The organism is Lichenihabitans sp. Uapishka_5 (assembly GCF_033947565.1).
Classification (GTDB): domain Bacteria; phylum Pseudomonadota; class Alphaproteobacteria; order Rhizobiales; family Beijerinckiaceae; genus Lichenihabitans.
In genome coordinates this window covers 36245-60592 of sequence record NZ_JARPVX010000001.1, presented here as the reverse complement: position 1 = coordinate 60592, position 24348 = coordinate 36245, and the positions used below count along the sequence as shown (strand labels likewise).

The 24348-nt window shown below is 67.7% G+C and carries 29 protein-coding genes and 2 tRNA genes; 12 read left to right on the top strand and 19 right to left on the bottom strand.

All coding sequences use genetic code 11. The annotated features are described in order from the left end of the window. Positions 1 to 2: 2 nt before the first annotated feature. The 9 genes from P7D22_RS00280 to P7D22_RS00240 form a co-directional block, all read right to left on the bottom strand. Positions 3 to 359, bottom strand: a complete 357-nt coding sequence (locus P7D22_RS00280; RefSeq protein ID WP_319932193.1) for a hypothetical protein — start codon at positions 357 to 359, stop codon at positions 3 to 5. A gap of 188 nt (positions 360 to 547) precedes the next feature. Further along, positions 548 to 634, bottom strand: a tRNA-Leu gene (locus tag P7D22_RS00275). Positions 635 to 696: 62 nt separating this feature from the next. Beyond that, a complete protein-coding gene (gene gpt, locus P7D22_RS00270; RefSeq protein WP_319932192.1) occupies positions 697 to 1200 on the bottom strand; it encodes a xanthine phosphoribosyltransferase in 504 nt (167 codons plus the stop codon). 17 nt (positions 1201 to 1217) lie between these two features. After that, entirely contained in the window at positions 1218 to 1973 is a 756-nt protein-coding gene (locus P7D22_RS00265) for a competence/damage-inducible protein A (RefSeq protein ID WP_319932191.1), read from the bottom strand. Positions 1974 to 2032: 59 nt separating this feature from the next. Next, positions 2033 to 2872 (bottom strand): FkbM family methyltransferase, encoded by an 840-nt coding sequence (locus tag P7D22_RS00260; protein WP_319932190.1) that lies wholly within the window; start codon positions 2870 to 2872, stop codon positions 2033 to 2035. A 338-nt stretch (positions 2873 to 3210) separates the two neighbouring features. Next, the gene (locus P7D22_RS00255) at positions 3211 to 3399 is read right to left on the bottom strand and encodes a hypothetical protein (protein WP_319932189.1); all 189 of its coding nucleotides are present in this window, start codon (positions 3397 to 3399) and stop codon (positions 3211 to 3213) included. Between the two features lie 22 nt (positions 3400 to 3421). After that, positions 3422 to 3934: a GAF domain-containing protein gene (locus tag P7D22_RS00250; RefSeq protein ID WP_319932188.1), complete on the bottom strand. Its 513-nt coding sequence runs from the start codon at positions 3932 to 3934 to the stop codon at positions 3422 to 3424. Further along, positions 3931 to 5619: an ATP-binding protein gene (locus P7D22_RS00245; protein ID WP_319932187.1), complete on the bottom strand. Its 1689-nt coding sequence runs from the start codon at positions 5617 to 5619 to the stop codon at positions 3931 to 3933. Before P7D22_RS00245 ends, P7D22_RS00250 begins: the two co-directional genes overlap by 4 nt. Next, positions 5616 to 7112 (bottom strand): ATPase domain-containing protein, encoded by a 1497-nt coding sequence (locus P7D22_RS00240; RefSeq protein ID WP_319932186.1) that lies wholly within the window; start codon positions 7110 to 7112, stop codon positions 5616 to 5618. The genes P7D22_RS00245 and P7D22_RS00240 overlap by 4 nt, the downstream gene beginning before the upstream one ends. Before the next feature lie 469 nt (positions 7113 to 7581). Between P7D22_RS00240 and map the strand changes: the two genes are divergently transcribed. Together map and radC are read left to right on the top strand one after the other, a co-directional pair. After that, entirely contained in the window at positions 7582 to 8403 is an 822-nt protein-coding gene (gene map / locus P7D22_RS00235) for a type I methionyl aminopeptidase (RefSeq protein ID WP_319932185.1), read from the top strand. Between the two features lie 66 nt (positions 8404 to 8469). Further along, positions 8470 to 9192 (top strand): RadC family protein, encoded by a 723-nt coding sequence (gene radC / locus P7D22_RS00230; RefSeq protein WP_442915996.1) that lies wholly within the window; start codon positions 8470 to 8472, stop codon positions 9190 to 9192. Positions 9193 to 9204: 12 nt separating this feature from the next. Here the strand turns inward: radC and P7D22_RS00225 are convergent, their stop codons facing one another. From P7D22_RS00225 to P7D22_RS00190, 8 genes are all read right to left on the bottom strand, one after another. Continuing rightward, entirely contained in the window at positions 9205 to 9489 is a 285-nt protein-coding gene (locus P7D22_RS00225) for an usg protein (RefSeq protein WP_319932184.1), read from the bottom strand. A gap of 88 nt (positions 9490 to 9577) precedes the next feature. Beyond that, complete coding sequence (locus P7D22_RS00220; protein ID WP_319932183.1) at positions 9578 to 10189, bottom strand: nucleotidyltransferase family protein; 612 nt, start codon at positions 10187 to 10189, stop codon at positions 9578 to 9580. Next, complete coding sequence (locus P7D22_RS00215) at positions 10186 to 11223, bottom strand: molybdopterin-binding protein (protein WP_319932182.1); 1038 nt, start codon at positions 11221 to 11223, stop codon at positions 10186 to 10188. The genes P7D22_RS00220 and P7D22_RS00215 overlap by 4 nt, the downstream gene beginning before the upstream one ends. After that, a complete protein-coding gene (locus tag P7D22_RS00210; RefSeq protein ID WP_319932181.1) occupies positions 11220 to 11939 on the bottom strand; it encodes an XdhC family protein in 720 nt (239 codons plus the stop codon). Before P7D22_RS00210 ends, P7D22_RS00215 begins: the two co-directional genes overlap by 4 nt. Before the next feature lie 9 nt (positions 11940 to 11948). Further along, positions 11949 to 12272 carry an XdhC family protein gene (locus P7D22_RS00205; RefSeq protein ID WP_319932180.1) on the bottom strand — a complete coding sequence of 108 codons (324 nt, stop codon included), beginning with the start codon at positions 12270 to 12272 and terminating at the stop codon, positions 11949 to 11951. After that, positions 12259 to 12852 (bottom strand): YkgJ family cysteine cluster protein, encoded by a 594-nt coding sequence (locus P7D22_RS00200; RefSeq protein WP_319932179.1) that lies wholly within the window; start codon positions 12850 to 12852, stop codon positions 12259 to 12261. The genes P7D22_RS00205 and P7D22_RS00200 overlap by 14 nt, the downstream gene beginning before the upstream one ends. Before the next feature lie 17 nt (positions 12853 to 12869). Further along, complete coding sequence (locus tag P7D22_RS00195; RefSeq protein ID WP_319932178.1) at positions 12870 to 13835, bottom strand: oxidoreductase; 966 nt, start codon at positions 13833 to 13835, stop codon at positions 12870 to 12872. Then, a complete protein-coding gene (locus P7D22_RS00190) occupies positions 13835 to 14299 on the bottom strand; it encodes a CoxG family protein (protein ID WP_319932177.1) in 465 nt (154 codons plus the stop codon). The genes P7D22_RS00195 and P7D22_RS00190 overlap by 1 nt, the downstream gene beginning before the upstream one ends. 111 nt (positions 14300 to 14410) lie before the next feature. Here P7D22_RS00190 and P7D22_RS00185 point away from each other — a divergent pair, with 111 nt between their 5' ends. Continuing rightward, positions 14411 to 15652, top strand: a complete 1242-nt coding sequence (locus tag P7D22_RS00185; protein ID WP_319932176.1) for an NAD(P)/FAD-dependent oxidoreductase — start codon at positions 14411 to 14413, stop codon at positions 15650 to 15652. Positions 15653 to 15677: 25 nt separating this feature from the next. On the opposite strand, the gene P7D22_RS00180 is transcribed toward P7D22_RS00185, so the two are convergent. Next, positions 15678 to 16115 (bottom strand): Fur family transcriptional regulator, encoded by a 438-nt coding sequence (locus tag P7D22_RS00180; protein ID WP_319932175.1) that lies wholly within the window; start codon positions 16113 to 16115, stop codon positions 15678 to 15680. 147 nt (positions 16116 to 16262) lie between these two features. Between P7D22_RS00180 and P7D22_RS00175 the strand changes: the two genes are divergently transcribed. From P7D22_RS00175 to P7D22_RS00160, 4 genes are all read left to right on the top strand, one after another. Then, entirely contained in the window at positions 16263 to 17132 is an 870-nt protein-coding gene (locus P7D22_RS00175; protein ID WP_319932174.1) for a metal ABC transporter solute-binding protein, Zn/Mn family, read from the top strand. Next, positions 17129 to 17974 (top strand): metal ABC transporter ATP-binding protein, encoded by an 846-nt coding sequence (locus P7D22_RS00170; RefSeq protein ID WP_319932173.1) that lies wholly within the window; start codon positions 17129 to 17131, stop codon positions 17972 to 17974. Before P7D22_RS00175 ends, P7D22_RS00170 begins: the two co-directional genes overlap by 4 nt. Continuing rightward, complete coding sequence (locus P7D22_RS00165; RefSeq protein ID WP_319932172.1) at positions 17967 to 18818, top strand: metal ABC transporter permease; 852 nt, start codon at positions 17967 to 17969, stop codon at positions 18816 to 18818. The genes P7D22_RS00170 and P7D22_RS00165 overlap by 8 nt, the downstream gene beginning before the upstream one ends. A 99-nt stretch (positions 18819 to 18917) precedes the next feature. Then, positions 18918 to 19358 (top strand): Dabb family protein, encoded by a 441-nt coding sequence (locus P7D22_RS00160; protein ID WP_319932171.1) that lies wholly within the window; start codon positions 18918 to 18920, stop codon positions 19356 to 19358. A 46-nt stretch (positions 19359 to 19404) separates the two neighbouring features. Here P7D22_RS00160 and P7D22_RS00155 read toward each other — a convergent pair. Continuing rightward, positions 19405 to 19494 (bottom strand) — tRNA-Ser (locus tag P7D22_RS00155). 353 nt (positions 19495 to 19847) lie between these two features. On the opposite strand from P7D22_RS00155, the gene osmF reads away from it, so the two are divergent. Genes osmF through P7D22_RS00130 form a run of 5 tightly spaced genes read left to right on the top strand, consistent with a single transcriptional unit; the run spans position 19848 to position 24338 of the window. Continuing rightward, on the top strand, positions 19848 to 20705 hold the full coding sequence (gene osmF / locus P7D22_RS00150; protein ID WP_319932325.1) for a glycine betaine ABC transporter substrate-binding protein OsmF: 858 nt from the start codon (positions 19848 to 19850) through the stop codon (positions 20703 to 20705). Between the two features lie 51 nt (positions 20706 to 20756). Continuing rightward, positions 20757 to 21950, top strand: coding sequence for an ABC transporter permease (locus tag P7D22_RS00145; protein WP_319932170.1), 1194 nt, complete (start codon positions 20757 to 20759; stop codon positions 21948 to 21950). Beyond that, complete coding sequence (locus tag P7D22_RS00140; protein WP_319932169.1) at positions 21947 to 22894, top strand: ABC transporter ATP-binding protein; 948 nt, start codon at positions 21947 to 21949, stop codon at positions 22892 to 22894. Before P7D22_RS00145 ends, P7D22_RS00140 begins: the two co-directional genes overlap by 4 nt. Next, complete coding sequence (locus tag P7D22_RS00135) at positions 22891 to 23631, top strand: ABC transporter permease (protein ID WP_319932168.1); 741 nt, start codon at positions 22891 to 22893, stop codon at positions 23629 to 23631. Before P7D22_RS00140 ends, P7D22_RS00135 begins: the two co-directional genes overlap by 4 nt. Positions 23632 to 23681: 50 nt before the next feature. After that, on the top strand, positions 23682 to 24338 hold the full coding sequence (locus P7D22_RS00130) for a nucleoside triphosphate hydrolase (protein ID WP_319932167.1): 657 nt from the start codon (positions 23682 to 23684) through the stop codon (positions 24336 to 24338). Positions 24339 to 24348: the final 10 nt, after the last annotated feature.

Genomic DNA, 24348 nt, shown 5'->3' with positions numbered 1-24348 from the left:
CGTCAGTAACCGATCCAGAGGTCCTGAGCCTGTCCCAGCCCGTGCCAGGCCTGATCCAGCAGGTTGGCCCGGGCGGCAAACTCGGCCGGCGCCATGTCGAGCAGCAGCTCGGAAGCGTAACGCATCAGGGTCGTCGTGCCGTCCATGGCGAAGAGGGCGGCGCCGAGATCGCGGATCGCCTGCCGGAACGCCGCTCCGAGGGGGTCGGACAACAAGGCGCCGAGGCGCGCCTCGGCGGTCGACACATTGGTGGTGCGACCGAGCAGGCGCAGTCGCGCCGCGGCCGTCCTGTTCGACTGTGTGGCCTGCTGCTCGGCATGCGGAACAGCGGCGAGCAGCAGCACATGCAAGGACTGCACGATCGGATCAATATCGATGGGCATGGGTCGGGGCGAGGCGGCTGGGTCCGGCGAAGCATCGAACGGCACCTGCAGCGCCATTCGGGAGGACGACCGGGATCTCAAAAATTCACGTCAGCGTTGGGGCTGAAAGGTGGCGCGTTCGGTGCGCCGCCAGCATGCCGCAGTCTGGTAGAACGCGGGGCCAGTGGTGCGGACGACGGGAATCGAACCCGTACGCCGGTGAAGGCGGGGGATTTTAAGTCCCATGTGTCTACCAGTTCCACCACGTCCGCGAGCCGGGCCGCTTATTGCACCGGCATCCCGCAAGCGGCAAGCCGGATCGATCCTTGGTGCTTCAGCCTTGCGTTCCGTGGGCGATGGGCGGCTGAAACGAATAGCCGAGGTCCCAAGGAAAATAGATCCAGGTGTCTTGCGACACCTCCGTGATGAAGGTGTCAACGAGCGGCCGCCCCAGCGGCTTGGCGTAGACCGTGGCGTAATGCGCGCCCGGCAACATCTCGCGCACCATCTGCACGGTTTTGCCTGTGTCCACCAGATCGTCGACCACCAGCACTTTGCTGCCCCGGTCGAGGGCTCGAACGGTGTCGGCGACCGTCTTGATCACCTGCAGGCCGCCCTGGGTCTGGTAGTCGTGGTAGCTGGCGATGCAGACGGTCTCGATCAACCGGATGCCGAGCTCGCGCGACACGATGGCGGCCGGCACGAGCCCGCCACGGGTGATGCACACCATGGCGTCGAACGGCCCGCTGGCGCTGAGCCGCCAAGCGAGCGCGCGGGCATCGCGGTGGAACTGATCCCAGCTGACCGGAAAGGCCTTGGGCGCCAGCGGTTCGCTCATTCGTGAAGTCCTTCGGTTCAGGCTTGCGCCACGCGGGCGCCAGGGATCGTCGCGAGGGCTGCGAGGATCTCGGCCTTGACGGTTGCCACCGCGGCGGGGTCGCGGCCGCGCACGACGATCTGATTGTGAAAGATGCCGTCGCGATAGGACGGATACGAGCCGATCGACGTTTCGGGACGCGCCGCCGCCACGCCGGCGAGCGCCGCCGCATAGGCGCCCTCGGGCAGGCCGAGCGCCTCCACGGTCTCGATCGTCAGGGGCGTGCCGGTGCGCAGCCGCGGCGTCACGTCGTCCAGCATCGCCTGCATGATGTTCGGCACGCCCGCCATGACGATGACGTTGCCGATCATGAAGCCGGGTGCCTTGGAGATCGGGTTCTGGATCAGCTCGGCCCCGTGGGGAATGCGGGCCATGCGGCGGCGCGCCGTGTTCAGGTCCTCGGGCTTGATGCGCTCGAGCAGCAGCGCGATCGCGCGCGGATCCTCGTCGATCGCGACGCCGAGCGCCTTTGCGACGCTGTCGGCCGTGATGTCGTCGTGGGTCGGGCCGATGCCCCCAGTGGTGAGCACGTAGTCGTAGCGGTGCCGCAGGGCGTCGAGCCCTGCCACGATCTCGGCTTCGACGTCGGGCACGACGCGCACCTCGCGCACCTCGATGCCCATGCGCGTGAGATGTTCGGCGATGTGGCCGATGTTCTTGTCTTTGGTGCGTCCTGACAGGATCTCGTCGCCGATCACCAGGATGGCGGCTGTGACAAGCAATTGCGGCGACATGCGGGAGGCTCCGGGACGAGCGGCCTTCTAGCGCCGCGCCGCGCCGGTGGGAAGCCCGACTAAGCGATGCGCTCGAAGATGTCGTTGCTGCGCGTTCGCAGCAGCTTGCGATAGGCCCGCCCATCCCCGAGCGCCTCGACGGTCGCGGTCGCCTGGGCGGACCCGTTATCGACGATCAGCAGGGTCGGCCACAGGCGCCCCGGCACGGTGCGGAAGAAGGGTTCGAGCACCAGGTCTTCGGCACCCTCGACATCGACCTTCAAGGCATCGATCCGGTCCAGCCGCTCCTCGCGCAGCACGGTGGCGAGTGTTTTGCTGGCCACCCGCACCGAGGGACCCTGATCCCGCACATGAACGAAACGAACCGAGCTTTCGCCGCTGTTCGCAGGATCGAGAAACATCGTGATCTCGCCGTCCTGGTCAGCCACGGCACATTCGAGCGCCTTGATGCTGCCGAAGGGGTTCTGTCGCACGTTGTAGACGAGCCGCTCGAAGATATCGGGCTGCGGTTCGACCGCCAGGATACGGGCATGCGGCCCAGCCTGGGCCGCGACGAACAAGCTGTAGCCCCCGACATTGGCGCCGATGTCGATGAACACGAATCCTTCACCGATGCGGGACGCCAGCAGCTCCCGCTCTTCGGGATCGAACAGGTGGGGCGTGAACAGCAGGTTCTTCTCGGACACGTTATGCGAGGGGTAGAGCCGCATGCGGGCTCCGATCGCATCAACATCCTGAGGGGCGCCGCGCAGCAACGCCAATCCGGCGGCCCGGCAGGCGAACCCGAACCGACGCCCGAGCCAGGACTCCCGCCGATGCCGGGTCAGCCGCAGCACTTTCGCCACAAGTCCGCGCGGCGCATGATGCCCGAACGGCGAAAGGTCATTCACGACGGTCATACAGCTCCACGGCCGGGGGGTGGCGCCCGCACTCCTCGACTGGTCTAAGCCCGGCTCCGGGCGGGGCACAAGGGCTTGCCGCCAATCTTCCCCGCGGGCCTCGCGATCGCGTTCGTGATCCGTGTGAAGGCTCGGCATCAGTGACACTTAGCTTCAAGGGTGATCGCAGCGAAGTGGGCGAGGCTCTCCTTAAGGCCTCAATGAGCCAGCGGCCACGCCGGCCGTCGCCAAGGCAGCCCGTGTGGCAGTCGCCCACCGCCGGGGTTCTGAGCGAACCCGGGCGGTGGGTGAGGTCTCATTCAAGGCGCAGGCGTTTGGCTTCGCCCGATCGCAGCGGATTACTTCGCCGCGAAAGCGGCCTTCAGGTTCTTGACCGCAAGATGCTCGGCCTGCTTGGCCTTGCCGACCACAAGACCCATGCCGAAGAATTCATGCGTGACGCCGGCATAATCCTGCGCGTCAGCCGATCGAAGATCATCGTCGCTCGGGCAGATGCTGAACCGCGGTTGCCTGAACCACGCGCTCAAGTCGGCTCGCATCCAACTTGCGTCAGCCAGCCATCCGCCTTGCGGCCAGCAGCGCCATGACCAAAGTGGCGAGGGCTTGCAGCCCTTCGGCCTGCTCGGGCGTCAGACCGGCTGGGCGCGGCACCGAGTCGAGCACGCATACGGTTCCGAGCGCATGGCCATCCGCGGTGCGCAGCGGCGCGCCGGCGTAGAACCGCAGACGCGGCCCGGCGATGACCAGCGGGTTGTCCCGGGTGCGGTCATCCTGCATGAGGTCGGGGATGATCAGCAGTCCGACGCCGCCGAGGGCGTGGCTGCAGACCGATGCGTCGAGCGAGGTTTCCTCCGGGCCGAAGCCGGACCGCGCCTTGAACCATTGCCGCTCTTCGGCCACCAAGCTGATCAAGGCCACAGGCGCGGCGCATAGCGTGCGTGCGAGCAGCACGACGCCGTCATACGCGGACTCTGGACCCGTATCGAGAACGCCGGTCTCTTTCAGCGCGGCGAGTCGGCCGGCATCCCCCACGAGGGGTGGTGGTAAAGGCAAGCTCGTCACGGTGCTGCGCTCCGCACCGAGGCCGCCTCGGCCATCACCTGCTGCAGCATGCGGGACAGCTGGTCCGCCGAATAAGGCTTGTGCAGCAGCTCGAACCCGTGGGTGCCTTCCTCAGCCAACACGTGGCTGTAACCCGAGGCCAGAACCACCGGCAGTCGGGGGTAGCTGACCTTCAGGATCTTGGCGAGCTCGATGCCGCCCATGCCCGGCATGACGACGTCCGAGAATACGACGTCGAAGGCCGCGTCGTCGTCGGCAAGCTTGCCAAGCGCCTCTTCGGCATTCGGCACCCAGGCGATGTGATAGCCGAGGTCCTGCAGGATCTGGGTCGCAAAGGTGCCGACCTCGACGTTGTCCTCCACCACCAGGACGCGCCGGCCGCCCCCGTCGATCGACAGGTCGAAGCTCTTGTCGATGCGCGCCACCACACGGCCTCCATCGACTTCCGGCAGGTACAGGCGAAACGTCGTGCCTGCGTCGGTGACACTCTCGACATCCACGTCGCCGCCAGACTGCTTGGCGAAGCCGAACACTTGGCTGAGGCCGAGGCCGGTGCCCTTGCCGACTTCCTTGGTGGTGAAGAAGGGCTCGAAGATGCGGCTGAGCTGGTCGGCCGCGATGCCGCAGCCCGTATCGACCAGGGTGATGACCGCGAAAGGCCCGCGCGAGCCGGCGTGCCCCCGGATCGCCGGCAGGGCCTGACCGGCTTCCAACCGCAACGTCAGCGTGCCTTCGCCCTCCATGGCGTCACGGGCATTCACCCCCATGTTGACCACCGCGGTCTCGAACTGGCTGAGGTCGGCATTGACGAAGCAGGGCTCCGACATGATCTCGGCGACGACCCGGATGCGCGCGCCCGTGACGGTGTTCAGCATGTCGGCGACGCCGCCAAGCCGCTCGCCCACATCGAACACTTCGGGCTGCAACGCCTGGCGCCGCGCGAAGGCGAGCAATTGGCCGGTCAGTTTGGCGGCCCTGTCGACGGTATCGGACACCGCATCCATGTATCGGCCGCGCCGATCCTCGCTCAGACCAGGGCGACGCAGGAGATCGACCGACGACCGGATGATGGTGAGCAGGTTGTTGAAATCATGCGCCACGCCGCCGGTGAGCTGGCCCACGACCTCCATCTTCTGGCTTTGTCGCAGCGCTTCCTCGGCCAGGGCGCGCTCGTCGATCGCCTGGGCCACGCGGTGCTCGAGGGTTGCGTTCAGATCGCGCAGCCCTTCCTCGCTGGCACGCAGGTCGTCGAGCCGGGTCCGAGCCTCGTATTGCCTGCGTCGGCCCCGCAACGCCGTCTGCACCAAGCTGACCAGCGTGGTGGGGTGAAAGGGGCGTTCCAGGAAGGTGACGTTGCCGAGCAGGCTCGACAAACGCGCCGCCCCCGAGTTGCGCTCGAGGCCGCCGCCTTGCTGGGTCAGCAGGATGAACGGCATGTCGGACCAGGCCGGCTGGTCGGCGAGCCATGCCGCCAGGGGATGCAGATCGACGGTGCGAACCGCTTCCTCGGTCAGCAACACCGCACCGGCCGTCTCGACCAAGCAGCCAAGAAGTTCAGGCAGCGTCGCCACGGCCAGGGACGCAACGCCGGCATCGTGCAGCAGCTTTCCGGCGATCGCGGCATCGCGACCACTGGGCGCCAGGATCAGGATACGTTCGGAAACGCGGTCTGCATAACCGCTCACGACGGATCGCGATCGAGTAACGTGGGTTCGTCGGCTGCGCCCACGAAGCTTGGCGTCCCACGCAGAACACCGACGAAGTTGCTGAGCGGCTCACCGACCTGCAAGCCACGCGCACCGATCCGATATTCCCGGATCGTATCCTCGTGATTGCTGGCGCGCTTCTTGATGACCGAAATGGCGCGGCGCACCCGCCCGAACGCCTCGAAATAGCGGAGCAGCACCACCGTGTCGGCCAGATAGGTCACGTCCACCGGCGCCTTCATGTCGCCCACGAGGCCGTGCTGCGCCACGGTCAAAAAGGTGGTGGCGCCCTGCCGGTTGAGGAACTGCAGCAGTTCGTGGATGTGCAGCACGAGCGCGTTCTCGTCCGGCATGGCGGCCTGGTAGCCGTTGAGGCTGTCGATCACCACGGTCTTCACGCCGTTGCGGTCGACGATGCTCCGCACCTTATGGGCGAACTCGCCTGGCGACAGTTCGGCCGCGTCGATCTGCTCGATGAACAATTCGCCACGGTCGCGGTGGCCTTCGAGATCGAGACCCATGGCACGGGTCCGAGCGAACAACATCGCCAGTTCCTCGTCGAAGACGAACATCGCGGCGCGCTCGCCGCGCTCGATGGCGGCCAACACATATTGGACCGAGACCAGTGATTTACCGGTGCCGGCCGGCCCGAGGATCAGTGTACTCGAGCCCTTCTCGATGCCGCCGCCCAGCAGGGCGTCGAGCTCGGCAATGCCGCTGACGAGCCGATCGCGCGAGAAGCCGGTCTTATGTTCGAGCGAGATCAGGCGGGGGAACACCACCACGCCACCGGTGGCGATGGTGAAATCGTGAAAGCCGCCGCGGAAGCGCTGTCCACGATATTTGATCACCCGGAGGCGGCGTCGCTGCGCGCCGTAATCCGGCGCGAGTTCCTGCAGCATCACGACCGCATGCGCGATGCTGTGCACGGTGTTGTCCTGCGTATCGGCCGACAGATCGTCGAGCATCAGCACCGTCACGGCCTCGCGGGCGAAGAAATGCTTGAGAGCCAGGACTTGGCGCCGGTATCGCAGCGACGATCCGGCCAGGAGCCGGAGTTCCGACAAGCTGTCGAGCACCACCCGGCTCGGCTTCGCGCGGTCGATGGCCGCGAAGATCTGGCGCGTGGTTTCGCCGAGTTCGAGGTCGGACGAATAGAGCAGGCTCTGCTGTTGATTCTCGTCGAGCAGGCTTTCGGGTGGGATCAGCTGAAAGATTTCGACGCCGTCGAGCGACCAGCCATGCGAGGTGGCGGTTTCCCGCAACTCGTCTTCCGTTTCCGACATGGTGATGTAGAGGCCGGTCTCGCCCGCCCGCGTGCCCTCGAGCAGGAATTGCAGCGAGGTCGTGGTCTTGCCGGTGCCGGGGCTGCCTTCGAGAAGATACACCCGCTCGCGCGTCAGCCCGCCCCCGAGCACGTCGTCGAGGCCCTCGATCCCGAAGGTCGCCTTGCCGCTGTCAGCGACCATCATGAACCATCCAGGTACGTGCGACTGTTTCGAACCACTCGCTTATCGCCACAGCGGATGGATCGGTGCCGCCACCCAAAGCCGGCAGGACGGTCCTGCCAATGAGCCGGCCCAGCTGGTGTTAGGGAGAATCGTGCATTCAAACGCCGGCACCGTGTTGCGTCTCTTGGGACAAGCTTCAAACCGCGAAAGCTGTCAACGGGCGAGGCACTCCCTGCACCATTCTGCGGCACGTTTTTGATCTGGGCGGTAGCAGGCAGCCGTGACGATCGTGCAGCGTCGAGCCAAACACGTGCGCCTTCCGCTTGGTCGCGTTGCTGGTCATGGCGGCCCGGGGCCCGCTGACGCAAGCTCGCGCCGCGTGCAGCACGTCTGCCGACATTCCTCCGCGGACGCAAAGTCAAACATTGCCCTGGCCGGGTTTCGGCATAGACTAGGGGATGCTCTCCCTCCGATTTCGCCCGCTTGTGCCATGACGTTCACCGAAGCCGCCGTCGCCCCGATCCGCAAGACGGGCCAGATCAAGCTGCATGGTCCGGATGAGTTCGAAGGCATGCGCAAGGCCGGCCGGTTGACCGCCGAGGCCCTCGACCTGATGACCGAGGCCGTCAAGCCGGGGGTCACCACCGAGGCGCTCGACAAGCTCGCCTTCACCTTCGCGATGGATCACGGCGCTTACCCGGCCTCCCTCGATTACCGCGGCTTCCGCAAGTCGATCTGCACCTCGATTAACCATGTTGTCTGCCACGGCATTCCCGACGAGAAGCCGATGCGGGATGGCGACATCGTCAACATCGACCTCACCCTCATCGTCGATGGCTGGCACGGCGATTCGAGCCGCATGTATCTCGTGGGCGACGTGCCGCGCCGGGCCGAACGGCTCGTCCAGGTCACCTATGAAAGCCTGATGCGCGGCATCGCGGCCGTGAAGCCGGGCGCCACCACGGGCGATATCGGGGCGGTGATCCAGGATTATGCCGAGGCCGAGCGGTGCTCGATCGTGCGTGAATTTTGCGGCCACGGGCTTGGCCGCTTGTTCCACGACGAGCCCAACATCCTGCATTACGGACGCAGCGGCGAGGGCGTCGTGCTGAAGCCCGGCATGTTCTTCACCATCGAACCCATGGTGAACCTCGGTCGACCGCACGTGAAGGTGCTGAGCGACGGCTGGACGGCCGTGACGCGCGACCGCTCGTTATCGGCCCAGTTCGAGCATACGGTTGCGGTCACCGAAACCGGCGTCGAGATCTTCACCCTGTCGCCGGCGGGGCTGCACCAGCCCGCCTACGCCTGAGGGTTGGCGCAGGTGAGTGGTCTCGACGAGGCGCCACTCTTCACGCCGAAGCCGACCGATACGGCCCTGCCGGACGCGTCGCCTCGCAGTCCCGACCCGATCCCCGCGCTCATCGTCAAAGACCATCGCGTCGGCCACCGTGACCGGCTGCGCGAGCGCTTCCTGAACGCCGGGGCTGAGGGCATCGCCCCCTATGAGTTGCTGGAGCTGATCTTGTTTCGGGCGCAGCCGCGGCAGGATATGAAGCCGCTTGCCAAAGCCTTGCTGGCCCGGTTCGGCTCCTTCGCGGAAGTTCTCACGGCGCGGCCGGATCGGCTGCGCGAGGTGAAAGGCATCGGTGATGCCGCCATCGTCGAGCTGAAAATCGTCGAGGCGGCCGCCCAGCAGATGGTGAAAGGCGCCGTCGCCAAGCGGACCGTGCTGGGTTCATGGGCCGCCGTGATGGATTATTGCCGCGCCGCGCAAGCCTTTGTCGAGCGGGAAGAATTCCGCATCCTGTTCCTCGACAAGCGCAACGTGCTGATCCGCGACGAGGTGCAGAGCACCGGCACCGTCGATCACACGCCCGCCTATCCGCGTGAGATCATCAAGCGGGCGCTGGAACTCGGCTCCACCGCCTTGATCCTGGTCCACAACCATCCCTCGGGTGATCCCACCCCGTCGCAAGCCGACATCACGATGACGAAGCAGATCGTCGCCCTGGCGCGCGCCATGGAGATCGAAGTGCACGACCACCTGATCGTCGGCCGCAACGGCACCCAGAGCTTGCGCAAGCTGAAGCTGATGTAGGGCCGGCCGCGCTCAGTGAAGCTGGAATTCAGCACCGATGAGACGCAACTCGCAGGGCTTCAGCAAATGAGCGTGGTTCACCCGCACCGCGTGCAGAGCACCGTCGAGCGTATCGCGCCAAAAACTCAGAAACTTGTTCAGCGCCGGAAAGCTCGGCGTCACGTCGTAGTCCTGCCAGACATAGCTTTGCAGGATCGAGGGATGGTCGGGCAGGCGATACAGGATTTCGGCCGTGGTCAAGCCATAGCCGGACAGGAGGGTCACGCGGTCGCTGAGGTCGTCGAGCAGCAATGCCATGGAATCCGCCTTTTCAGGTTGCGTCGGTGTCGGTCCTGGTTGTGGCGCGGCGAAACGGTCGCGCCTCGCCGATTGCACGCTCGAATGATCAAGCCTTGGTTAACGGCTCCGAGAGGTCTGCCGGCGCGTCCATGTCATGGGCAATGCCGGCGTCGGACAGCGCCACCTCGATGACGCGCAGCGCCGGGTCGCGGAGCAGTTGGCGGGCCCCGACATCACCCCGCAGCGTGTGAACGGCCGGGAACAGCGTCCGCGACAGCACCACCGGGTTGCCGCGGATGCCCCCATACGACGGCACAACGGCGCTGGCATCGGGGCTGGCGAGCGCGGCGTCCAGCAGCGCGTCGAGGATGGCCGGGGTCACGGCGGGCATATCGGCCAGCATCACGAGGGCGCCGGGGCAGGCGGGCGGCACAGCAGCGATGCCCACCTGGAGCGAGGTTGCGAGCCCCTCGGCAAAGGCTGGATTATGTGCGGGCCTGACTGCGAGACCCGCGAGCGCCGCCAGGACGGCTTCGGCCGCATGGCCAGTGACAACGATCACCGGTGCGGCGCGCGACTCGAGGGCGGCTCGTGCCGCGTGACGCACCAACGGTTCGCCGCGCCACGCCGCGAGCAGCTTCGTTGGTTCGGGACCGCCCGCGGCGCGGTAGCGGGTGGCTCGACCGGCCGCCAACAATACGATGGCGTGGGGCGTCACGCGGCCGAGGGCTCCGCAAGCGGTGGGGCCGAGGCGCCGCCGTCGAGGCGCGGCTGCGGGCGCGAAACGATCTCCATCAGCAGCCCACCGACCCCGAGCCTGCGAACGTCGGCCCGAGTGACCTCCAGGCCGGCCAGGAGGCGCTGCAGCACCCAGTCGAAGCCGTTCTCCTTCGGGCTCCGGGCGCATCCCGGCGCGCCGATCACCGCCGCGCCGCCGAGCCGGCCGAGGAGCAGCAGGTTGCCGGGATCGACCGGCATGCCGAACTGCTCGATGGTACCGCCGGCTTGCAGCAAGGCCATCGGAATGATGTCGCGGCGGTCCGTGATGGCCGAGGCCCCGAACACCACGATGATGTCACAGAGTCCGGCCACCTGGGCGAGGCGCGTGGCCAGGGCCTCGGCGTCGTGCGGCAGCGCCTCGTCGACCACGATCGGGGCGGCGGCCGGGGCGAGTCGCGCCGCCAGATGCAGCACCGTCTTGCGAACCACGGCCGGTTTCAGCCCCGGCAACACGGTCGACAACACGCCGACCCGCAACGGCTGGAACCGATGCACCTGCACCACCGGGCGCGACGCCAAGGCGAGCGCCTGGTCGAGGATCGGTCGCGAGACCGCAAACGGAATAATTTTGACGGTCGCCACCATCTCGCCCGCCGTCACGGCGCGGTAAGGCGGCAGGGTCGCGAGCGTCAGCGACTCGTCGACCGCGTTGAGATCGTCCACGCGGGCTGCCTCGACCTGCAGGATGCCGTTGTGTCGCGCGAACAGGTTGGCCCGTCCCGTGAAGGCGCGCTCGACCGTAATCTCCCGGCCCGCCAGGGCCGTGGCGATGCTCTGCGCCGCTTCGTTCTCACCGACGTCGTCGGCTTCGAGCCGCGCCACCACGATCTCGCGCAGGCCACGCTCGGCCAGCATCGCCGCATGCGCATGGGTGACCGTCTCGCCCTTTTTCAGCACGAGCCCACCGAGCTGCACCGTGTGGACCACGGTGGCACCGACCGCGTCCGGCACGGGAACCGCTCCGAACTTCATCGGTTCGTGCCTCCGCCATCCCGCTCGGCGCGGGTCGGCTTGCGGCGGAGCGCCAGGATCACCTGCGCCAGGATCGATACCGCGATCTCGGCCGGGCTGACGGCGCTAATGTCGAGGCCGATCGGGGCGTGGATGCGGTCGGTCGCCTCGGGGCCGAAGCCGAGCGCCGCCAGCCGGGCCAGCCGCGCCGCATGGGTTTTGCGCGAGCCGAGCGCCCCGACGTAGATGCAGTCGCTGCTGAGCGCCGCCGCGAGAGCGGGGTCGTCGATCTTGGGGTCATGGGTCAGCGCCGCCACGGCCGTGAAGCGGTCGAGGCCACCGAGACCGCGAAGGGCCTCATCCGGCCAGGCGGGTACGACGGCACAATCAGGGAAGCGCTCGACCGTCGCAAAGGCGGTACGGGGGTCGATCACTGTCATGGCGAAACCTGCGAGCCGGGCCATCGGGGCGAGGGCCTGGCTGACGTGGACCGCGCCGATCACCACCAGCCGCACGGGCGGAACCTGCACGGCGACAAACAACGCACGGCCGTCGTGCTCGACCACGCCGCCCCGCCCCGAAGCCAGCCGGCTCGCGAGGAGGTCAGCCAGGGGGTCGGCCGCCATCGCATCGGCCGGGACGAGCCGCTGTTCGCCGCTGCCGAGATCCGTCACCACGGCGGCGGCGCGGCGCGCGGCGCGCTCCCGGTTGAGGGCGGCGAGAAGCTCGAGACGCATCGTTGACCCTCAATCGATCCGTTCGACCAGCACCCGGATGCGGCCGCCGCACGACAGGCCGACCCGCCAGGCGGTTTCGTCCGCGACGCCGAACTCCAGCACCTTGCTGCCACCCGCGGCGATGATGTCGATCGCTTCCGTGACGACATCGACCTCGACGCAACCGCCCGAGACCGAGCCCAGGAAGGCCCCATCCTGATCGGTGACGAGGTGGCTGCCAACCGGTCGCGGTGCAGAGCCCCAGGTCTCGATCACGGTGGCGAGCGCCACGCCCTTGCCGGCCCGCCGCCAGGCTTCGGCAGCTTCGAGGATGGCATCGTCACTGGCCAGCATGATCGGGGCTCCTTGCCGGGACGGAGAGACCGGGCGTCACCACGGCCGGCATCCTGCGGTGCTCGACCTCGATGCGCGACCCCGCCACCCGGTAGATCACCTCGTCCCCGACCTCGACGATGCCAAGGTCGAGGTCGCGATCGGGCAGGATCGCGGTGGCGCGCTTGCCGACAAAGACGAGAATTTGGTTGTTGCGGGAGGCGCCCAGGGCGGCCCAACGCTTGAACTGCGCGTAAAAGGGCTGGCTGCGCCAGGCCGTCGGGGCGCCGACGTCCGGCACCACCACCATGCGACGACCGCCCATCTCCGTATAGATCAGGAACTTGGCCCGGTTGGGTTGCCACTCCGGCCCGAGCCGCGGGTTGCGCAGCCAATGACAGAAGAACTGCCGGCACGTTTGCGGCCGCGTATCATGGATGCCGCAGCCCCGCCCCTGCACGACATGGCGGCACCATTGGCCCGGGACCTTGTCCAACTCCGCGATGGCGAAGACTTTGCAGCACAGGGCGCAGGTCCCGCAGCTCCGCCCAGGCACGAGCGTGGGCGGCAAGGCTTGAGCGAGGGCAGGCGCAGAGGACATGGGCGGCTCCGGCAGGCTTATGGCACGCCAGCCGCGGCGCTGTCGCGTGCGGCAAAGACCCTCGGATCGACCCCCGTCAGGTCGACCGACAAATCCCAAAGCCGCGCCGCCGCATCGACGTTGCGGGCCTGCGGGGCGATACGGGCCGCCTTCGGGGCGCCTTTCAGCTCATAGTACCCGTCCGGTCCGTAATAGCCGCCCGCCTGGATGCGAGGCGCCGTCGCGGCATGCAGGATGGGTCGCGCCCCGGCGACCGCCGATTGCCCGAAGACCGGGAAGGCCAGCATGCCAATGCGCTCCTTCCAGCCCGACGCGCCGCCCAGCGTCGGACCGTTGCTGAAGATCTCCGTCTGGGCCCAGCCCGGGTGGGCCGAGACGCCGATGACGCCCCAGCCAAGCGCCGCGCTGCGCCGTTGGAACTCGGTGCCGAACATCAGCATGGCGAGCTTGGACTGGCTGTAGGCCTTCCAGGGATGATAGCGCCGCCGCCCCTGCGGATCGGCGAAGTCGATGCGGCCGCGAAGGTGCGCCAGGCTCGCAACATTGACGAGCCGCGCGCTTCGGCTGCGGCGCAGCAGAGGCAGCAACCGGCCCGTCAGAGCGAAATGGCCGAGGTAATTGGTGCCGAACTGCAGCTCGAACCCGTCGCGGGTGTCATGCCGGGTCGGCACCGCCATCACGCCGGCATTGTTGATCAGCAGGTCGATTACTCCGTGGCTCGCCTCGGTGGCGGCGGCGAAGGCCGAAACGGATTCGAGGCTCGCGAGATCAAGCAGGCTGAACGCCACCGCGGCGGTCGGATGCGCCTGCCGGATGCGGGCGACGGCGTCCTGGCCCTTTTGCGGATTGCGGCCCGCCACCACCACCGTGGCACCGGCGCCGGCCAGCGCCTGCGCGCATTCGAAGCCGAGTCCGCCCGTGGCGCCAGTGACGATCGCGACGCGGCCGGCTTGCGACGGCAGGATATTCTTCGAGAACAGCATCAGGCGGCCGTCACAGGCCGCGCCGGCAGGGTGGCCGCGAAGTTGGCGAAAAATCCATCGGCCATGCGCTTGGCCACCCCATTGATGAGCTTTCCGCCGAAATGGGACAAGCGTCCGCCCACCGTGGCCTCGACCGCATAGGTCACGAGCGTCCCCTCCGGCACGCTGAACAGGCGCACATCGGCGATGCCGCGAGCAAAACCCGCGATGCCGCCTTCGCCCTCGCCGACGATGCGGCAACCATGGGGCGCATCGACGTCGTAAAGGTCGAGCTTCCCCCGCACGGTGGTGCGCAGCGGACCGACCCGCATCTTGGCTGTCGCCACGAAGTGGGTGGCGCTGGTCTTCTCCAGGCTGTCACAGCCCGAGATGCACAGGCGCAGGACCTCCGGATCGTTCAGCTTGGTCCAGACGAGCTCCTGCGCGGCCGGCACCGTGAACGTACCCTCCATGGTTGTTGCCATTACCATCCTCCCAGCCTGCAATGGTAAGGCAGAAGCGCCGACCCGCAAGCGCCAGCTGAACCGGGCGCTTCGCATCGACGCATGCCGTCCCCGTAACCGAGGTCCCGAACGATGGCCAACACGGATGTTCTGGTCCTCGGCGCCGGCATCGTCGGCGTGTCGGCCGCGATTCACCTGCAACGACGCGGGCGACAGGTCGTGTTGCTGGACCGCCGCGGGGCCGGCGAGGAAACCAGCTACGGCAATGCCGGGCTGATCGAGCGGGCCTCCGTCTTTCCCTACGGGTTCCCGCGCGCTCTCGGCACCCTGCTGCGCTATGCCGGGAATGGCGCCACCGATGCGCATTACCATCTGTCGGCCTTGCCGCAGGTGCTGCCCTGGCTGGTGCGCTACGCCATGAACTCGTCCCCCGAAGCCATCGCCCGCACGGCAGCGGCCGCCTGGCCGCTGATCCAGCGCTGCCTCGTCGAGCACGAAGCGCTGATGGCCGAGGCCGGAGCCGCGCCCTTGTTGCGCAAGGTCGGCTGGATCAAGGCGTTCCGCACGGCCGAAAGCCTCGCCAAGGGCCTGGTCGAGCGCGAAAAACTCAGGCCCTACGGCCTCACGGTCGACGTGCTCGACGGTGCCGGCTTGGCCGAGCAGGAGCCCTTCCTTGCCGAAGGCTTGGCGGGCGGCCTGCATTTCCGTGATCCCGCCGCGGTGTCGGACCCTGGCGCCCTGGTGCAGGCCTATGCGGCGCTGCTGGTGCGGCTCGGCGGGCGCTTCGTCCGCGGCGACGCGCTGAGCCTCAATCAGGATGCAGCCGGGTGGCGTGTCGCGACGGAGGGCAGCGCCATCGTCGCCCGTGAGGTCGTGGTGGCGCTGGGGCCGTGGTCGAACAGCCTCACGGACCGCTTCGGCTACCCGGTGCCGCTTGGCGTCAAGCGCGGCTACCACCAGCATTTCCGGGCGCGGGGCAATGCCGTGCTGAACCGCCCCGTACTGGACGTCGACGGCGGCTACCTGCTGGCTCCGATGGCGCAGGGCATCCGGCTGACCACCGGGGCCGAGTTCGCCCGCCGCGATGCGCCGCCGACGCCCGTCCAGGTGGCACGCGCCCTTCCCAAGGCGCGACGCTTGTTCCCGCTCGGCGACGCCGTTGAGGCGCGTCCCTGGATGGGGTCGCGGCCCTGCCTACCCGACATGCTGCCGGTGATCGACAAGGGGGCGCGGCACAAGGGGCTGTGGTTCGACTTTGGCCATCAGCACCACGGCTTGACGCTCGGGCCCGTCACGGGACGGCTGCTCGCCGAGATGATGACCGGTGAGCCGACCTTCACGGACCCGACACCTTACCGGATCGACCGCTTCTAAGGTTTCGCCGCGGCGGCTCCGGATGTCAGCCGGGCGCCGTCGCCGCGCAGGCCGCGCAGGTGCCATGGACCTCGACCGCACTGGCCCGCGGTGCGAAGCCCCGGGTGCTCAGATCCTCATCCAGCCGCGCGAACAACCGCTGGTCGAGGAACTCGTCGACCTGCCCGCATCGGTCACAGATCGCGAAGGCCACCGCGCTGCGCCGCGACCCATCCGGCCCATGGCCATCCCCGGCATGATGATGGGCGCCATCGCAGCACGCCACGAAAGCGTTCAGCGATTCGATGCGATGCACCTTGCCGGCAGCGATCAGCTTGTCGAGGGCGCGATACACGGTCAGCGGCGCCGTGACCCCGGTCGGTCGTAGCCGGTCGAGCAGGTCATAGGCGCTCAACGGCCGTGGCGCCTGTCCGAGTGCGTCCATGATGTTCGAAGCGTGTGCGTCGCCCTTGCGGCTCGCCATGATGGTCACTCGTGATCGATGCGCGAGGGTTAGCACAAGTCCGCAAAACCCGCACGCGTTCCCAAATGATATATTGTAACTCTTATTGTTACAGGGTAACAAAATCTGATCCCGCTGCCGTGGCGGGCCGGCCGAAAGCGATTGTCCATGCGCGCTACCACCTGTGTTCTCGCATTCGCCCTGATGGGTCCGGCCGCGACAGCCTTTGCGGCGCCTATGACGATCGTGGCGGCCGAGAATTTCTACGGTGCGCTCGCCACGCAGATCGCCGGCCCGCACGCGACGGTGGTCAGCATTCTATCGAACCCCGACCAGGATCCGCACCTGTTCGAGGCCGATGCCAAGACCGCCAGGGCGCTGTCCACCGCCAAAATCGTGATCAGCAACGGCGTCGACTACGACCCTTGGATGGACAAGCTGCTGCAGGCGTCGAAGGGCACCGATCGCATGACGGTCGTGGCGGCCGAGTTGATCGGCCGCAAGCCGGGCGACAACCCGCACCTGTGGTATGAGCCCGCCACCATGGTGGCGGTCGCAAACGCGCTGGCCGAAGACCTCGGAAAGGCCGATCCGGCCCACAAGGCGGACTACACCCAGAATGCCAAGGCCTTCGAGACCGGCTTGAAGCCGCTCACCGCCAAGATCGTCAGCATGAAGGCGACCTATGCGGGCACGCCCGTGACGGCATCGGAGCCGGTGTTCGGCCTCATGGCGCAGGCGCTCGGCCTCGACATGCGCAACCAGGCGTTCCAGACCGCCGTGATGAACAACACCGAGCCGAGCGCCTCGGACGTGGCGGCTTTCGAAGACGACCTGAAGCAGCATAAGGTGAAGGCGATGCTCTACAACGCCCAGGCGGACCACCAGGCGGTGAAGCGCCTCGTCGACATCGCCAAGGCGGCGCAGGTTCCGGTGCTGGGCGTGAGCGAAACGGAGCCGGCGGGCAAGTCCTATGAGGCGTGGATGATCGACCAGTTGAACGACCTCGATGCGGCTCTGGCGGGCAGCAAATCTTGACCGCCATTGCGTTCGAGAACGTCACACTGAAGCTCGGTGCCCGAACGATCGTTTCGGGCGTCGATCTGGCGATCGGGGCAGGGGAGTTCGTCGGCCTGCTCGGCCCGAACGGTGCCGGCAAGACCACCTTGCTGCGGGCCATCCTGGGGCTTCTGCAGCCGAGCGCCGGGGCGATCCGCTTGTTTGGTGCCGCGCCCTTGAAGGGGGATCGCCGCATCGGCTACATGCCGCAGCACCGGGTGGCGGCCGCCACCCGGTCGCTCACCGGGTGGGACTATGTGGCCAGTGCCGCGGGCGGCTGGCGGTGGGGCCTGCCGCGTCTCAGCGCCGCCGAGCGGGACGAGGTCGGCTGGGCGCTCGAAACCGTAGGGGCCGCCGATCTGGCGCGTCGACCCTTGATGGCCTTGTCGGGGGGCGAACGGCAGCGGCTGCTCATCTCGCAGGCGCTGCTCGGCCGGCCGAAGCTGCTGTTGCTCGACGAGCCGCTGATCAGCCTCGACCCGAGCCGGCAGCAGTCCACGGTGGATCTGGTCAAGCGCCTGCAGGCCGAGTTCGGCATGACGGTGTTGTTCAGCGCCCATGAACTCAACCCGCTGCTCGGTGCCATGGACCGGGTGCTTTATCTTGGCAACGGCCATGCCATGCTGGGCACGGTCGACGAGGTGGTGACCGGCCCCTCGCTGTCGCGGCTGTATGGCGCCCCGATCGAGGTGTTGCGTCTCGGTCGCCGGCTGTTCGTGGTCAGCGGCGACATCGAGGTCGAGGCTGGCGCGCATCGTCACGACGCTTGCGCCCATCACGACCATGCCGGGCACGGCGCTGCGGAGCACCACCATGCTTGACTACGACTTCATGCGCCAGGCCTTTGCGGCTGGCGGCATCGTGGCGGTGTTGTCGGGACTCGTCGGCTACTTTCTGGTGCTGCGCGGCCAGACCTTTGCGGGCCACGCGCTCAGCCATGTCGGCTTCACGGGCGCCACGGGGGCGATCTTGTTCGGCCTATCGCCCCTGGCGGGCCTCGTCGGCTTCACGGTGCTGGCCGGCATTGGCATGGGCCTGTTGGGCGAGAAGCTCTCGGCGCGCGATGTGGCGATCGGCATGATGTTGTCGCTGGCGCTCGGACTCGGCCTGCTGTTCCTGCATTTTTACACCGCTTACGCGACGGAGGCGACGGCGTTGTTGTTCGGCAACGTCCTGGCGGTCGGGCCGTCGGCGCTGCTCAGCCTCGCTGTCTTGTCGGGTTTGAGCCTGTTGGCACTCGGCCTCATCGCCCGGCCGCTCTTGTTTTCCAGCCTTCAGCCCGAGCTTGCCGAAGCGAAGGGCGTGCCGTTGCGCACCCTCTCGGTCGCCTTCCTGGTGATCGTCGGCGTGGCGGTGGCCGAATGCGCCCAGATCGTCGGTGTGCTGCTGGTCTTCACCTTGATGGTGGGGCCGGCGGCGGCGGCCCAGAACTGCACGTCGCGCTTCGGCCTGGGTCTCGGGCTCGCGGCGCTGCTGGCCTTGGGGGAGGCCTGGGGCGGCATCATCTTGGCCTGGGAAACCGATTGGCCGACGAGCTTCTGGATCACATGCTTGTCCGGCATCGCCTATCTGGGCAGCCTGCTGGTGGGATGGTTGGCGCGCCGAGGGGCCGGCATAGTGCGGCCGGTGCCTTTGGTCGCGCAAACCTCCTCCTCGGCCGAATAAAGTCCGCTGGCCGGCACGTCGCCGACTATGAATGTCGCACGTTGGCGTGTCGCCCAGGCTTGGCGATCGAGCCGGAAGGGCTAAGAAGGAGTGGACCGCGTGACATCTGCCCAGGAACACCTGTTCGCCGAACGCGACCGTGTCGGCTCTGCCAGCTTCACCGCGTCGGACTATCGGCTGGGTACCGTGGTGCATATCGTGTTGTTTCGTCTCGCGACCGGAACCACGGCTGAGATCCGCGCCGAAGTGGTGCGTCGCTTCCTCGACCTCGGCCGCACCTGCCAGCGCGACGGCCGGCCCTATATCCGCGACATCGTGGCCGGGGCGGCGAACGGGGGCGAAGGCGCCGAGCGTGGCTTCGAACTCGGCTTCGTGCTGCGCTTCGACTCCGAAGGCGACCGCAACTTCTACGCCGGCACGCCCGCCATCGACGATCCCGCCCTGATGGACGCCGCCCACGCGGCCTTCAAACTCTTCATGCGCCCGCTGCTGGCGCCTGAGGGCGTGCTGGCCTTCGACTTTTCGCCAGGATCAAGCTGAGGACGGCGCCTGGGGGCGATCTGAGCTCGGTATCGGGCCGACAGGCTGGCGGAAGGGGTGGGATTCGAACCCACGGTGAGCTCACACCCACGGCGGTTTTCAAGACCGCTGCCTTAAACCACTCGACCACCCTTCCGTATCGCCGTTATCCCTCGATATGGGGCACAGAGGCAAGAGGCGACTGTGGGGAAACGCGGCGATCCGGTCGCATCAACGGTTCGGACCATGTGGTGCGCAGATCGGGACGCTCTTCGTGGAACCTCGAAGCCGCCGCTGCGACCCGACCGGGGCCGTCGCACGAGGGCGCAGTTGTCGCAGGTCCGTGACGCTATCGAACCCGCTCGAAAGCCTGTTGTGGGTCCTGCGGCAGTCGGCTTGATTATCCAGCGATTCCCTATACCGATAAGGGCTTCTCGGAGATCAAGACGCATGCGTATCTCGTTCGCGCCACTCGGCCTGGCGTTCCTTGGGGCCTTGGCCTTGTCGCAGATGGCCCAGGCGGCCGATGTGGTGGTGTCGTCCAAGATCGACACCGAGGGGGCGCTGCTGGGCAACATCATCGCCCAGACCCTGAAGGCCAACGGCATCGCGACCCACGATCGCATTTCGCTCGGCAGCACGCCGATCCTGCGCAAGGCCCTGCTGGCCGGCGAAGTGGATATTTATCCCGAATATACCGGCAATGCGGGCTTCTTCTTCAACAAGGCCGAGGATGCCGCCTGGAAGGATGCCGCCAAGGGATACGAGTTGGCGAAACAGCTCGACTACGACGCCAACAAGGTCGTCTGGCTGCAGCCCGCGCCTGCCAACAACACCTGGGCCATCGGCCTGCGCAGCGACGTCGCGACGCCGAACGCGTTGAAGACGATGAGCGACTTCGGCAAATGGGTGTCGGGCGGCGGCAAGGTGAAGCTCGCGGCATCGTCAGAGTTCATCAACAGCGCCGCCGCGCTACCGGCCTTCGGCAAGACCTACGGGTTCGCGCTGAAGCCCGACCAGCTGCTGAACCTGTCGGGTGGCGACACGTCGGCCACCATCAAGGCGGCCGCCGACGGCACCGACGGGGTCGATGCCGCCATGGTCTATGGCACCGACGGCGGCATTGCGGCCGCCGAACTCGTGGTGCTGGACGACGACAAGGGCGTGCAACCCGTTTACGCGCCTGCGCCGATCGTCCGCGAGGCCGTGCTGAAGGCCAATCCCAAGATTGCCGACGTCCTGAAGCCCGTCTTCGCCAGCCTCGACCTGAAAACCCTGCAGGAGCTCAACGACCGCATCCAGGTCAACGGCGAGCCGGCCGCCGATGTGGCCAGGGACTATCTCAAGAGCAAGGGCTTCACCAAGTAGCCTCCGTCACGGTTCGGATCGGATGTCGTCCCGCCGCGAAGCCGATCCGGCATGAGCATCGATGTCGTACGCGCGCGCCGATCGAGCTCGCCTGCCTGGCGGGGCCTCGATCCCGTCGGGACGCTGCTGGCGGCCCTGGCCGTTGCGGCGCTCCTGGCGGAGCCGTTCGTCACCTTGCGGCCGAACCGCATCGCGTCCGGCAAGGGGCTGGCGCTCTGGGCGTCGCTGCCCCCGGTCGGGGCCGTGGCCGCGTTGCTGGCCTTCGCGGTCCTGGCCGTGATGGCGGCGCGGCGCGGCGCCCCGCTGGTGCAGATCATGGTCGGCGGCCTCGGACTGGCACTGCTGATCGGCGTGGTGGGAGAAGCGCCGCGGCAGCTGGTCTTGCCCGGTAACGCCTTTGCCCGTGTGTCGCCGGCCGGCGGCTTCTGGATCGCGCTCCTGGCCTTCGCGCTGCTGGCCACCGACGGCGCCGCCAAGTTGCGACCGGGGCCGCTGGCGCGCCTCGCCGCATTGACCATGACCTTGGGAGCGGGTGGGGCCGTGCTGGCCTCGGGCTGGCTCGACGGCTTGTCGCCGCTGCACGAATATGCGTCTCACGCCAACACGTTCTGGGGCGAGCTTGCGAAACACGTCGAACTCAGCCTCGGCTCGCTGATGGCCGCCGTGCTGGCCGGACTGCCGCTCGGCGTCGCCTGCGTGCGGGTGCCCCGGCTTCGGGCCGCCGTGCTGCCGGTCCTCAACATCGTGCAGACGATCCCGAGCATCGCCATGTATGGGCTGATGATGGTGCCGCTGGGGCTCCTGGCCGCCGAGGTGCCGCTGCTGGCCGATCTCGGCATTCGGGGGATCGGCACGGCCCCGGCCGCGATCGCGCTGTTCCTTTATGCCCTGCTGCCCGTGGTGGCCAGCACCGCCACCGGCCTCGATCAGGTTCCGGCCGCTGCCCGGGATGCGGCGCGCGGCATGGGCATGACGTCCGGCCAGCGCCTCCGCTCCGTCGAACTGCCACTCGCCACGCCGGCGATTCTCACCGGCATCCGGGTGGTGCTGGTGCAGAACATCGGCCTCGTCACGGTGGCGGCGCTGATCGGCGGCGGCGGCCTCGGCACCTTCGTGTTCCAGGGCATCGGCCAATCGGCCACCGATCTCGTGCTGCTTGGCGCCATTCCCATCATCGTTCTGGCCTTCACGGCCGCCGTGCTGCTCGACGCTACGGTCGACCTGACCCGCAAGGCCGCGCCATGATCGCCATCGAACACCTGTCACGCCGCTTCGGCGACGCCCTGGCGGTCGACGACGTGTCGATGGTGCTGGCGCGCGGCACCATCACGGCCGTGGTGGGCACATCGGGCAGCGGCAAGTCGACCCTGTTGCGGATGATCAACCGCCTGATCGAGCCAAGCGCAGGCACCGTGCGGATCGACGGTCGCGACACGGCCGACCTCGATGGGGAGACGCTGCGACGCGGCATCGGCTACGTCATCCAGGGCCATGGGCTGTTTCCGCATTGGACGGTGGCGCGCAACATCGCCACCGTGCCGACGCTGCTCGGCTGGGACCGCGAGCGCATCGAGGCCCGGGTGCGCGAGTTGATGCAACTGCTGCGGCTCGATCACGCCATCTACGCCGACAAGCGGCCGCATCAGCTGTCGGGGGGCCAGCAGCAGCGCGTCGGGGTGGCGCGGGCGCTCGCGGCCGAGCCGGCGGTGCTGCTGATGGATGAGCCCTTCGGGGCGCTCGACCCGGTGATCCGCGGCCAGGCGCAAGCCGATCTCCTCGCTTTGCAGAAGCGTCTCGGCACCACGGTGGTGCTGGTCACCCACGACATGGAGGAGGCCATTCACCTCGGCGACAGCATCGCCGTGATGGATGGCGGCCGGCTGCTGCAGCATGCCGCCCCGGCGGTTCTGCTGGCCGCGCCGCAGGCCGGCTTCGTGGAGCGGCTGGTCGGCACCGGGGAACGGCCGTTCCGCCTCCTGTCGCTACGCCGCGTCGGCGATCTGGCCCAGCCCGGCGACGCGCCCGGACAGCCGCTGCGACCATCCGCGAGCCTGCGCGACGCCTTGTCGGAGCTGTTGTGGCGCCGACAAGACAGTCTGCCTGTGGCGGCGGAAGACGGCAGCCCGCCCGGCCGTATCACCCTTGCGGCGATCCTGGCCGAATCCGGCGCGCCAAGCCACGATCCATGACCGTCGTGCCTGTTCTGGCGCGGCTCGGCGCCCTCGGGCTGCTTCTCGCCCTCGTGCTGACCCCGCAAAGCTTTGCACCGGTTTTCCGTGGCCTGACCGAGAACGGCGCCCCGCCGATCTACACGCAGACCAGCCTGCTCGACCTGACGCTCGCCCATCTGACTCTGGTGTTTGCGGCGAGCCTCGTCAGCGCCGTTCTGGCGCTCGCAGTCGGCATCTTCGTCACCCGACCGGTCGGGGCGGCCTTTCTGCCGCTCTCGCGCGCCCTCGTGAACATCGGTCAGGTGTTTCCGCCCGTGGCGGTGCTGGCCATCGCGGTGCCGCTTGTCGGCTTCGGCACCACACCGACACTGATCGCCCTGGTGCTTTATGGCCTACTGCCGGTGTTCGAAACCACCATCACGGGGCTGCGCGAGGTCGATCCGGTCGTCGTCGAGGCGGCACGCGGCATGGGGCTCGGCGCCCGCCAGCGCCTGTGGGGCGTGGAGCTGCCCCTGGCGTTGCCCTTGATCCTTACCGGCCTCCGCCTGACGCTTGTTATCAACATGGGCACGGCGACGATCGGATCGACGGTGGCCGCCAAGGGCCTCGGCGAGGTCATCATCGCGGGGCTGCAATCGTCGAACACGGCGTTCATCCTGCAGGGCGGCCTCATCGTCGCACTGCTGGCTGTGCTGATCTACGACGGCATGACGCTGCTCGAAGGCGCATTGACTGGCCATGAAAGCCGCGATTGAGCAACGCTTTGCGCTTCGCCAAGCCAGCCTGTCCCGCTACAAGGCCCGCCATGAACACCAGTCGTCCCGTCACCTTCGAAGTTCTCGTCCAGATGGCCGCAGAGGAAGGCCCCGAGCGGCGCATCATCGCGATCGCCGGTGCGCCAGGCTCCGGCAAATCGACCCTGGCCGAGCGGCTCGTGGCGCAGCTCGACGCAACAGGGCCCGGCAGCGCTGCCGTGCTGCCGATGGACGGCTACCACCTCGACGACGCGGTACTGATCGCCCGCGGGCTGCGGGCCCGCAAGGGGGCACCCGAAACCTTCGACGTGGCCGGCTTCGGGCACATGCTGGAGCGGCTGCGCCGCAACCAGGAGGACGAGATCGCGGTGCCGGTCTTCGATCGCGCCCTCGAGATTGCCCGAGCCGGGGGACGCATGATCCCGCGTACCGTGCGCACCCTGGTGGTCGAAGGCAATTACCTGCTGCTCGACCGGGCGCCCTGGAGTGCGTTGCGCGTCCACTTCGACCACACCGTCATGGTGTCGGTGCCGGAGGCTGAGTTACGACGCAGGCTGACCGAGCGCTGGCTCGGCTACGGCATGACGGGCGCGGCGCTCGAGGCCAAGCTCGAGGAGAACGACCTGCCGAACGGTCGCCTCATCGTGAAGGGGAGCATCGCGCCTGACTTCATCCTGACGCAGGACGGCATCAACGTCGGAGGTTGACGGCGGCTCG

What these genes read in the sequence shown, in the direction of transcription:
- P7D22_RS00190 (WP_319932177.1), bottom strand. Translation starts at nt 14,299, where the DNA reads ATGGCAACAACCATGGAGGGTACGTTCACGGTGCCGGCCGCGCAGGAG.
- P7D22_RS00265 (WP_319932191.1), bottom strand. Translation starts at nt 1,973, where the DNA reads ATGTCGCCGCAATTGCTTGTCACAGCCGCCATCCTGGTGATCGGCGAC.
- P7D22_RS00210 (WP_319932181.1), bottom strand. Translation starts at nt 11,939, where the DNA reads ATGCGTCTCGAGCTTCTCGCCGCCCTCAACCGGGAGCGCGCCGCGCGC.
- osmF (WP_319932325.1), top strand. Translation starts at nt 19,848, where the DNA reads ATGGCCCAGGCGGCCGATGTGGTGGTGTCGTCCAAGATCGACACCGAG.
- P7D22_RS00165 (WP_319932172.1), top strand. Translation starts at nt 17,967, where the DNA reads ATGCTTGACTACGACTTCATGCGCCAGGCCTTTGCGGCTGGCGGCATC.
- gpt (WP_319932192.1), bottom strand. Translation starts at nt 1,200, where the DNA reads ATGAGCGAACCGCTGGCGCCCAAGGCCTTTCCGGTCAGCTGGGATCAG.
- P7D22_RS00240 (WP_319932186.1), bottom strand. Translation starts at nt 7,112, where the DNA reads ATGATGGTCGCTGACAGCGGCAAGGCGACCTTCGGGATCGAGGGCCTC.
- P7D22_RS00215 (WP_319932182.1), bottom strand. Translation starts at nt 11,223, where the DNA reads ATGAAGTTCGGAGCGGTTCCCGTGCCGGACGCGGTCGGTGCCACCGTG.
- P7D22_RS00260 (WP_319932190.1), bottom strand. Translation starts at nt 2,872, where the DNA reads ATGACCGTCGTGAATGACCTTTCGCCGTTCGGGCATCATGCGCCGCGC.
- map (WP_319932185.1), top strand. Translation starts at nt 7,582, where the DNA reads ATGACGTTCACCGAAGCCGCCGTCGCCCCGATCCGCAAGACGGGCCAG.
- P7D22_RS00225 (WP_319932184.1), bottom strand. Translation starts at nt 9,489, where the DNA reads ATGGCATTGCTGCTCGACGACCTCAGCGACCGCGTGACCCTCCTGTCC.
- P7D22_RS00140 (WP_319932169.1), top strand. Translation starts at nt 21,947, where the DNA reads ATGATCGCCATCGAACACCTGTCACGCCGCTTCGGCGACGCCCTGGCG.
- P7D22_RS00200 (WP_319932179.1), bottom strand. Translation starts at nt 12,852, where the DNA reads ATGTCCTCTGCGCCTGCCCTCGCTCAAGCCTTGCCGCCCACGCTCGTG.
- P7D22_RS00205 (WP_319932180.1), bottom strand. Translation starts at nt 12,272, where the DNA reads ATGCTGGCCAGTGACGATGCCATCCTCGAAGCTGCCGAAGCCTGGCGG.
- P7D22_RS00185 (WP_319932176.1), top strand. Translation starts at nt 14,411, where the DNA reads ATGGCCAACACGGATGTTCTGGTCCTCGGCGCCGGCATCGTCGGCGTG.
- P7D22_RS00180 (WP_319932175.1), bottom strand. Translation starts at nt 16,115, where the DNA reads ATGGCGAGCCGCAAGGGCGACGCACACGCTTCGAACATCATGGACGCA.
- P7D22_RS00130 (WP_319932167.1), top strand. Translation starts at nt 23,682, where the DNA reads ATGAACACCAGTCGTCCCGTCACCTTCGAAGTTCTCGTCCAGATGGCC.
- P7D22_RS00195 (WP_319932178.1), bottom strand. Translation starts at nt 13,835, where the DNA reads ATGCTGTTCTCGAAGAATATCCTGCCGTCGCAAGCCGGCCGCGTCGCG.
- P7D22_RS00175 (WP_319932174.1), top strand. Translation starts at nt 16,263, where the DNA reads ATGCGCGCTACCACCTGTGTTCTCGCATTCGCCCTGATGGGTCCGGCC.
- P7D22_RS00145 (WP_319932170.1), top strand. Translation starts at nt 20,757, where the DNA reads ATGAGCATCGATGTCGTACGCGCGCGCCGATCGAGCTCGCCTGCCTGG.
- P7D22_RS00135 (WP_319932168.1), top strand. Translation starts at nt 22,891, where the DNA reads ATGACCGTCGTGCCTGTTCTGGCGCGGCTCGGCGCCCTCGGGCTGCTT.